This is a genomic window from Reyranella soli (genome assembly GCF_007992495.1).
GTDB lineage: Bacteria > Pseudomonadota > Alphaproteobacteria > Reyranellales > Reyranellaceae > Reyranella > Reyranella soli.
This window is the reverse complement of sequence record NZ_BKAJ01000104.1, coordinates 1-2,555: the sequence shown is the minus strand read 5'-3', so window position 1 is coordinate 2,555 and position 2,555 is coordinate 1. Positions and strand designations below refer to the sequence as shown.

The window sequence follows — 2,555 nt, the reverse complement described above, 5'->3', positions numbered from 1 at the left end:
CCCCTGCCTTCGCCGAAGCGAAGCCGCTTCGGCGAAGGCAGGGGTCCGCGCTCCGGCAAGACTAAGGCTGCGGCGCTGGCACTGGATAGCGGTTCTGTCGCAGCAGGTCCTCCATCCGCTTGATGCCGTCGGCGTAACGACGGTTGTCGCAATCGAGGCCTGCCGCCTTGCGTGCCATGTCAGACCCACTCGCCCCTTCACCCTTGCTTGCGGACCGCTGGTCCCAGTAGGCCAACAACTGGGCGCAGCGATCCTTCGGCGCCATCTCAGATTGTTGGCCAAGGGCCAGGTTGGGTATCGCGATCGCCACGACCGCAGCCAAGTCGCGGACTCGATGCATCGGACGCTCCTCAGAAGCCGTACAGCTTCGCCGGCGTATCGATCAGGATGGTACGCCGCGTCGCCGCATCGGGCACCCATTCCTCGAACCAGCGAAGGGTCTGCGGATAGGTCGTGACGCGGTTCAGGCCGGTGTCGGTGTGCGGCCAGTCGCTGCCCCACATCAGGCGGTCCGGGCCGAAGGCGTCGAGCAGCATCGGCGTGGCCGAGCGGGCGCGCTCGGGGCCGACGCGGTACGCGCCGCACATCACGACCCAGACGTTGCGGCTGGGCGCGCTCTCCAGCAGCACCTTGAAGCCCTGATCGCGCGCCGGGCCCAGCGTTCGGTCGAACATGCCGAAGTGCGGGATCACCACCTTGTTCCCGCCGTCGAGCAGGACGGGCAGGATCTCCGGCAGCCGCTTGCTCTCGACATAGAGATGGATCGGCCAGTCGCGCTTCCTCGCCTCGGCCAGCATGTCCTTGTAGTAGGACCATTGCGGCGTCGGCAGGCCGTAGATCGGGAAGCGCAGGCCGCGCACGCCGATCCGTTCCAAGGTCTCCCAGTCGTCGTTGGTGACAGCGACCGACGGCGACACCCAGGGCACGCCGCGGAACCGGCCGGGCTGGGCACGCAACGCCTCGAACAGGTAGGAATTGTCGAAGCCCAGGAACGAGGGCTGCAGGATCACGGCGCGGCTGACGCCATTCGTCTCGGCCAGCGCCATCAGCGTCTCCCACGAGGCGTCGTAGTCCGGCCGGTAGCGCGCATCGAGGGCCATCGGCAGGCTGCGGACGAAGACGTGCGTGTGCGCGTCGATCCAGGCGGGCTCGGCGGCTTGCGCCGTCGTCGTGGTCACTGCGGCCGCGAGCGCCGCGACGGTGAAGTGACGGCGCCTCATCGCCGGCACTCGCGTGGATTGGTTTCACGAAAGGTCAGGACGGCCACGAAGGAGATGACGGCGACCGCCATCGCGATGAAGGCGGGGCTGAGGTCGATGCCGGACCGATGCACCAGCCAGGTCGCCGCCAACGGCGCGAAGCCGCCCAAAAGGCCCGCGGACATGTTGAAGCCGAACGAGATCACGGTGCAGCGCACGCCCGGCGGCGTCGATTCGACCAGCAAGGCCGGCTGGATGGCGAGCGCCGGTGCCAGCGCTGCCACGAAGCCGAGCTGACCCAGCACGACCAGCGCCGGATCGGGATGATGCATCAGCCACAGGAACGGCACGGCGCCGACGAAGCCCACGATCAGCCCGGCGATCAGCGGCGGCTTGCGGCCGATCCTGTCGCTCAGCCAGCCGGCCGCGATCATGGCGGGGACGAGGGCCGCCATGCTGAACGTGTTGATGTCGAGTGCCTGCTCGGGCGCCAGGCCGTCGACGAGCTGCAGCCAGCTCACGACATAGAGGAACATCAGGAAGAAGCTGACCGTGCCGAACGCGGCGAGCCCGCCGATGCGCAGCAGCAGGCGCTTGTGGTTGCGGAAGGTCTCGGTGAGCGGCGCGTGGGGGCGTAGCGGCAGCTTCATCTCCTGCACGTTCCGGCGCAGGAAATAGCCCGCGCCGCCGACCAGCAGGCCGGCCAGGAAAGGCACGCGCCAGCCCCAGTCGTGCAGCGTCTCCGGCGGCAACAGGCTGGCCATGAGCGCACCGGACGCCGACCCGGCGAACAGGCCGATATTGGCGCCGGACATCGCGATGGCGCCGGTCAGCCCGGCGCGGCCGCGGGCGGCGTTCTCGACCAGGAAGGTGAAGGAGGTCGTGCATTCGCCGCCGACCGACAGGCCCTGGATCATGCGCAACAGCGTGAGCAGGATGGGCGCTGCGATGCCGATCGTCTGATAGCCGGGCAGCACGCCCACCAGGAAGGTCGGGACGGCCATGGCCGCGACGGAAATGGTGAGGGCCGTGCGCCGGCCGTAGCGGTCGCCGATCGCGCCGGTCAGCAGGCCGCCCAGCGGCCGCATCACGAACCCCGCGGCAAACACCCCGAACGCCGCCAGCACCTGGGCCACCGGATCGCCGCTGGGAAAGAAGTTCCGGCCGATCGACACGGCGAAATAGCCGTAGATGGCGAAGTCGTACCACTCCAGGACGTTCCCGATCGTCCCGGCGGCGATCAGGCGTATCCTGCTGCGCGGCTCCATGCGGTAGTGTTTTCCCTCATGTTCCTCTCCCCCGCTAGGGGGAGAGGTTAGGTGAGGGGGCCTCGAAGGTGTGTAACCCCCCCCCCCC

The 2,555-nt window shown here is 68.6% G+C and carries 3 protein-coding genes; all 3 read right to left on the bottom strand.

Translation table 11 applies throughout. From position 1 onward, the window contains the following. Positions 1 to 61: 61 nt before the first annotated feature. The 3 genes from RSO01_RS28575 to RSO01_RS28565 are packed head-to-tail and all read right to left on the bottom strand — an operon-like array spanning position 62 to position 2,467. Entirely contained in the window at positions 62 to 340 is a 279-nt protein-coding gene (locus tag RSO01_RS28575) for a hypothetical protein (RefSeq protein ID WP_147153931.1), read from the bottom strand. Between the two features lie 10 nt (positions 341 to 350). Then, positions 351 to 1,220 carry an amidohydrolase family protein gene (locus tag RSO01_RS28570; RefSeq protein ID WP_147153929.1) on the bottom strand — a complete coding sequence of 290 codons (870 nt, stop codon included), beginning with the start codon at positions 1,218 to 1,220 and terminating at the stop codon, positions 351 to 353. Then, positions 1,217 to 2,467: an MFS transporter gene (locus tag RSO01_RS28565; protein WP_147153927.1), complete on the bottom strand. Its 1,251-nt coding sequence runs from the start codon at positions 2,465 to 2,467 to the stop codon at positions 1,217 to 1,219. The genes RSO01_RS28570 and RSO01_RS28565 overlap by 4 nt, the downstream gene beginning before the upstream one ends. Positions 2,468 to 2,555: the final 88 nt, after the last annotated feature.

Coding starts and splice junctions, on each gene's coding strand:
- RSO01_RS28565 (WP_147153927.1), bottom strand. CDS start 2,467: ATGGAGCCGCGCAGCAGGATACGCCTGATCGCCGCCGGGACGATCGGG.
- RSO01_RS28570 (WP_147153929.1), bottom strand. CDS start 1,220: ATGAGGCGCCGTCACTTCACCGTCGCGGCGCTCGCGGCCGCAGTGACC.
- RSO01_RS28575 (WP_147153931.1), bottom strand. CDS start 340: ATGCATCGAGTCCGCGACTTGGCTGCGGTCGTGGCGATCGCGATACCC.